Source organism: Gammaproteobacteria bacterium (genome assembly GCA_003696665.1).
GTDB lineage: Bacteria > Pseudomonadota > Gammaproteobacteria > Enterobacterales.
Genome location: RFGJ01000132.1, coordinates 1 through 6,057, shown reverse-complemented (window position 1 = coordinate 6,057; position 6,057 = coordinate 1). Strand labels below are relative to the sequence as shown.

The following is a 6,057-nucleotide window of genomic DNA, read 5'->3' as shown; positions in this document are numbered from 1 at the left end:
TGGAAGCGACAAGCAGTTGTAATTTGTCGTGACCATCAGTACTATACCGGCCTTAATAACACCCACCGAAATGATATGTTCAAAGGTAGTTTGGTCGCATTGGTCACGCCGATGCAGATTGATGGTCGTATTGATTATGACCGCTTTCGTGATCTTGTTGAGTGGCACGTTCAGTCAGGCACCGATGCGATAGTCGCGGTTGGTACGACAGGGGAGTCGGCAACACTGTCTGATGAAGAGTTTGAAGAGGTTGTCACGACCTGTGTTGACGTGGCCGCCGGGCGTTGCCCCGTCATTGCGGGGACTGGAAGTAATAATACCCAGCATGCGATTGCCCTTTCAAAAATTGCACTGCGTGCTGGCGCGCAGGCTGGGCTGTCGGTTGTGCCATACTACAACAAACCCACCCAAGCTGGTTTGATTGCCCACTTTTCAACCATTGCTGATGCGACGGAGCTGCCGCTCATTCTGTATAACGTTCCGGCGCGTACGGTCACGGATATGCAGCCTGAGACAGTGGCCCGCCTTATGGAGCACCCCAATATCATTGGCATCAAGGAGGCCACGGGAGATGTTGGGCGTTTGCTTGCCCTTAAGTCGCTGGGTGTTGAGGGTTGCTTGTTGAGTGGAGATGATGTGACGGCGTGTGAGTTTATGCGGCAGGGCGGGGATGGCGTGATTTCAGTCACTGCCAATGTCGTGCCCGACAAGATGGCGCGTTTGTGTGCGTTGGCTGCCGAGAGCAAATGGGAAGAAGCCGAACAACTGAATGAGGAACTTTTGCCGCTCCATCGTGCCTTATTTGTGTCATCTAACCCGATGCCTGTGAAATGGGCACTAGCCCAGATGGGGAAAATTGACTCTGGCATTCGGTTGCCCCTTGTCCCATTAAATGACACGGAGGCAGAACCTTTGCGAGTGGCTTTGCAACAGTTGGGATTAATCGACGCATGAGCAAACAAATGACAAAAACGATCGGTGGCCTGTTTCTTTTGACCAGCGTGAACCTGATGGCCGGATGCAGTGTGTTTCAAACGGATGATCACGCGGTCGATCCGGAATTTGCCTATGTGGACGCACATCTGGATAAGGCATTGGCTATCCCGGAAGGACTGGATGCACCTCAGGTGCGTGATGAGTATCCTGTCCCTGAAACGAAAGCGCAAAATAATGCACCGGTTGGCGAGCATTTGTCAGACAAACCACCGACCCTGCTTTTGGCTGTGGGCAAAGGCATTGGGGTTGTCAAGTCAGATGAATATGGCGGCCCAACCGTGTGGTTTGATTATCGTGAAATTGAAATTTGGCAGGCGATTAAGGATTTTATGGAGCGTCGGGGGTATCGGATTGCAAGAGAGGATCGCAAGCAGGCCATCATCGAGACAGACTGGATAGTTGAAGACAGAAGTAGTTGGTGGGATACCTTGTTTGGTTCGGAGTCGCCCCAAAAAGTTCGCGATCGCTATCGATTTGTTCTGCGCGGAAGTGAGCAGGGTACGCAGCGTTTATTGACCGTTCAGCCCGTCGCACACGAAGTGTTGCTGTATGATGCGGAACAGTGGCAAAGCGCGCCAATGAGCTCAGAGAGAACGAAACTGTTTATGAATCAGTTTCTGGGTGACTGGGCGGAGCAACAGGATCGACGCATCTTGGCAAGGCTGAATAACTCGAAGCGTCCTATTTCTTTGAAATTACACCATGACAATGACGATCGGCCAGCACTGATCGCGGAAGCCGACTACAATATTGTGTGGGGGCGATTGACCCGAGTTCTGCCCGAGCTTGGGTTTAAGATTCTCAAAAAGGATGCTGCGCTTGGTACGATGGACGTCGAATATCAAGGAGAACAAAAGAGCTGGCTGGCGTCACTTTTTTCGGATGACGAAGATAGTGTTTTGCCTAAGCGGGAATATCGAGTCCAGTTATCGGATCGTCAAGATGTGACCATGATCAAATGGTTGGATGAGGAGGGTGAAAAAGAAATTCCGCTTGCGCAGCTGACGAAGATATACCAGTTGCTTGAACAAGCATTTTCCAAACAACAGTGAGGCGGGAGCCTGAGAGGCAATGAAAAAAGGTCAACTTCTATATCAAGGTAAAGCAAAATCGGTTTATGAGACGGACAATCCGGACTTTCTGATTCTGGAATTCCGCAATGATGCGTCGGCATTCGATGGCACCAAGCGTGCCTCATTGGCGCGTAAGGGCGAAGTGAATAACAAGTTCAACGCCTTTATCATGCAGAAATTGGCGGCGGCCGGCATTCCCACGCACTTTGAAAAGCTGCTGTCGGATAATGAAAGCCTTGTGAAAAACTTGCAGATGATCCCGGTCGAGTGCGTCGTACGCAATCGAGCAGCCGGCAGTCTTTGTCGTCGCTTGGGTGTTGAAGAAGGCCTAGAACTCTCACCGCCCACATTCGAATTTTTCTACAAAAACGATGCGTTACATGACCCGATGGTCAATGAGTACCATATTCGTGCTTTCGGCTGGGCGAGCGAAGACGAAATTGCCGAAATGAAAAAATGGACCTTCCATGTCAACGATATCCTGACCAAGCTCTTTGATGATGCGGGCCTCATTCTCGTGGATTACAAGCTAGAGTTTGGTCGGTTCAAGGGTGAGGTGGTGTTGGGGGATGAATTCTCACCCGATGGTTGCCGTTTGTGGGATAAGGCGACCGGCGAAAAAATGGATAAAGATCGATTCCGTCAAGATCTCGGTAACGTCATCGAAAGTTACGAAGAAGTGGCTCGACGTTTGGGTGTGCCGCTGTAGGAGAGGAGATGAGGACAAAAGGCCCTTTAACGGGCCTTTGATTTTTCCAGCTATACTATAACTCCGAACGGGCTCATCAGGCGCTTGAATATCGACCACTGACGCAATTTGCTGCGTTGAAGTGTGCAGAAGTCAGAGAGGATTGCATCCGAATACTCCGGAACTCCCCCTACCTCTCTATGCTGGAGGGTTTATATTTCGGGTTAGGTTTATACTGCTTTATGAGCCATTATCCTTGTTCCCTTGGTTCGGAGCTATTCGCTCTATCAGTGAACGCCAAATGAATCCAAAAGGTGATTCATCGCCGTGATAAGAGGCAGTCAACCTGTCCGGATCCGAACTAATAATCTCTATAGCTTTGACAGAGAGGGCTGCCGTCAGCTCTTTATGATCATTTTCATCCAGTTCTTCCATCATGCGCCTGAAGCCCTCGAACGATGTGGCCATGGCCTCCTTGAAGCCGTAATCAGTATGCAGGCGGGAAAGGTAGGCATACTGCCGAGCTACGACCCAGGTAAACCAAATCGCGGGGGCTGCCAGCATCCCGCGAGTAAGAAGCTGGAGCATCAGTGCAATAGGCTCACTGGGTAACGGAGGCAAAATCCAATGCCCTAATGTAATAGTTACCATTAGAGCAAACAGACCCCAGTAAAACTGTGTGAACAGTTTTTTCATTCTCTCCTCAATGTTAATCTTGCTCTGCCTGTAGGCGTTAGCAAGTCCGGCTGCTGTTGCCCCCGGCAAGAGTGATTCCAGAGTTGCACGAATTTCTTGTGCTTCTTTTGTCAAAGTTTCAAGTTTTTCTTGCGCTTGTTGTGATGCGTTTATACGCTTGTCAATATCTTGTGCGAGTTGCTCCGCCTGGTCTGCCAATTCAGTTATTGTCTGCTCATGTTCCCGTGCACCTTGTGCAGCAATTTCAGCGGAATTTCTAAACTCTTCAGCCTGTTCCGACCATTTCTCGGCCTGTTCTGCATGCTGGGTGGCAGCCTCCTTATTCTGATCAGCCTTGGCAACAGCTTCTTCAAGCGACTGTTCCAGCTTCGATGCATGCTGCTCAATTTCTTTCAATTTCTCATGAAGCGCTTCTAGATTTGTCAGCTCATCGGTTAGCTGAGCGCATGCCTCTTTTATGGCATCTTGGCCATCTTGGCTGCTCAGGATATAGATGCCGTAGATAGCGGATGATACTGCTGATAGGCTGTTTATGAGGTTAACAAGCTGATTCCATTGATTATTTCTTGAAAGTTGATCAAGCTGTTGTTCGGCACTAATCAGTTGTTGAGTGGCGCTTGAGATAGCCAGTTTGAGGGCTCTACCACTACTTGAAGTTTGGCTGATGCGCTGGGATATTCTGACCAGTGTCCCTAATGTCCCATCTACCACCTCAGGTGCATCAGATGGAAGCATACTCGGCCATTGGGCTTGATGCTGATAAGCACGTTCGCGGATGTTTGCCCACTTTCTTCTAGCCTCTGAATCCGCTGAATGATGTCATCTGTGGTCATGTCCCCTCCTTATCCTCTGTTTGCTGCCAGAACGCCATCGAGTGCCATCCATCGGGAAAGCCCATCGCCCCGGTATCAACGCCATGTTTGTCGATCAGATGGATCAGCCGCTGTCTGAAGTGGTTATCAGAGCAGATACAGTCCATGAACCATGCGATCATGACGAAAGTGTTGTAGATTTTTCGGGGCGCCTGATTGGGATCAGTACCATGGTCAATCACTTTTGCCAACTGTTTGGGTTTGGTACGTGGCAACTGCATGGTAATCGTCATGGAACGATTCCACAGGCGGGCATGATGAGCACAAATATTGCGAATGACGGTCAGATGGTGCAAAAAGGAACAGAGAACGGCTTCATCAAGGCCGTAAGGCTTTGCAATCTTGCCCTTGAGAGATTTGGGCTTGAGGTTGGACAGCCAATGGGAAAACTGACCCAGAGTCATGATTTCTACTGCTGACCAGATGGGCGGCAGATCGGGAACGCCACTTTTCTCATACTTCTTCCTGTAATGTTTGATATGGGTTTCTTTGCTGCGCTCATATTCGCTGGACAGCTCGGCCAGACAACGCCCGTACTGTCGAGCGCTATGAAATAGTTCGGATTTCAGATAGGCGTGAGCGCCGTGTTCCAAACCCAAAACATTCTGCCACTGGTTGCGAACGGAGACTTCTATGCGCTCAATAGCATCAATGACCAGTAATCTCAGCTCCCGGTCGAAAATATAGAGATTAAGTACATCGTCAAATGTTGTGCCGGACTGGAAACGATGATCACCATCAGGCGCACTTGGATCTTCAAAGGGAATCCAATAGCCGCGCAGTCGGTAGTAGCCGATATGGGAGAGATAGTGTTCCGCCTGTTCAGTCAGGCGCATGCCTCGGTGGGAAAGCAGCTCCAACTGCTCAGAAAGTTTGGTTGGTGGCTTGGGGTAGCTCATGACTTAGCCCCAAGAAAGTAACCCGCCGGTTTGAGGATACTCTTGCGAGCATAGCCTTGGCGGGTGTTGTTAGGGAGAATCATACCATATAATTCCATTTTGAGACAATATCTGTCCGAGTTCAATACATTTGAGACACTGAAACATGAGGAACCCCATAACCAGCACTTCGAATATACTCGGCAGGCGTCCTATATTTCAATACCTGATGAAGACGAAGGCAGTGATGAATTTGTTCCCGCCATTACGTTGAGATCGTTTCGGAGGTAACGCATAAAGCGTAATGTTGGCCTTCTGGCAGACCTGCTCAAATTCACCTTTAAACTCTGAACCACCGTCGATTTGAATGGCCCGAATTGGGAAAGGACACCTAGTTATAAGGTGGCTGAGAAAATCCGCTGCATAGCGGCTAGTGACACGGCTGTAAACCTGACCCACGCTCCACCGTGGTGCTCAGTCCCAGGCAGTGAAGTGATAAACCGTCGCGCTAGGCAACAGGCGGACATGCAGAACATCAACCTGTAACAGTTCTTCCGGTTGTTCCCCTTTCAGGCCGTAAGGGGCACGCTTTGCCCACGCTCGGCACCAAGGGCGGCCATGGCGTCGGCCTTTAGCATATGCACAACCAATTGGAAGGCGGCCTCTTTGTTTCAATCAGTTCAGAATGGAACCCACCGTGCTGTCCGAGAGCTGATGGCCTTGTACTCACAACAACGGCCCAAGCTTCGCCTTGCCCAATGCTGGAAAGCTCATTCGTAAACGCCTGACCGCTTCGGCGTCTTTCATCGTCCAGCGTCTCTTTCGAAATATCCGAGGACGACGAGATGCCGGGT

The 6,057-nt window shown here is 50.0% G+C and carries 5 protein-coding genes; 3 read left to right on the top strand and 2 right to left on the bottom strand.

Annotation, left to right across the window (positions count from 1 at the left end):
• Positions 1-75 precede the first annotated feature (75 nt).
• From D6694_04055 to D6694_04045, 3 genes are read left to right on the top strand one after another with little or no spacing between them, the layout of a single operon-like run.
• Complete coding sequence (locus tag D6694_04055) at positions 76-954, top strand: 4-hydroxy-tetrahydrodipicolinate synthase (GenBank protein RMH45949.1); 879 nt, start codon at positions 76-78, stop codon at positions 952-954.
• Positions 951-2,048, top strand: coding sequence for an outer membrane protein assembly factor BamC (bamC, locus tag D6694_04050; GenBank protein RMH45948.1), 1,098 nt, complete (start codon positions 951-953; stop codon positions 2,046-2,048). Before D6694_04055 ends, bamC begins: the two co-directional genes overlap by 4 nt.
• Positions 2,049-2,067: 19 nt before the next feature.
• Positions 2,068-2,778: a phosphoribosylaminoimidazolesuccinocarboxamide synthase gene (locus D6694_04045; GenBank protein RMH45947.1), complete on the top strand. Its 711-nt coding sequence runs from the start codon at positions 2,068-2,070 to the stop codon at positions 2,776-2,778.
• 219 nt (positions 2,779-2,997) lie between these two features.
• On the opposite strand, the gene D6694_04040 is transcribed toward D6694_04045, so the two are convergent.
• Both D6694_04040 and D6694_04035 read right to left on the bottom strand, forming a co-directional pair.
• Entirely contained in the window at positions 2,998-4,188 is a 1,191-nt protein-coding gene (locus D6694_04040; protein ID RMH45946.1) for a hypothetical protein, read from the bottom strand.
• Positions 4,189-4,282: 94 nt separating this feature from the next.
• Positions 4,283-5,224 carry an Abi family protein gene (locus D6694_04035; GenBank protein ID RMH45945.1) on the bottom strand — a complete coding sequence of 314 codons (942 nt, stop codon included), beginning with the start codon at positions 5,222-5,224 and terminating at the stop codon, positions 4,283-4,285.
• Positions 5,225-6,057: the final 833 nt, after the last annotated feature.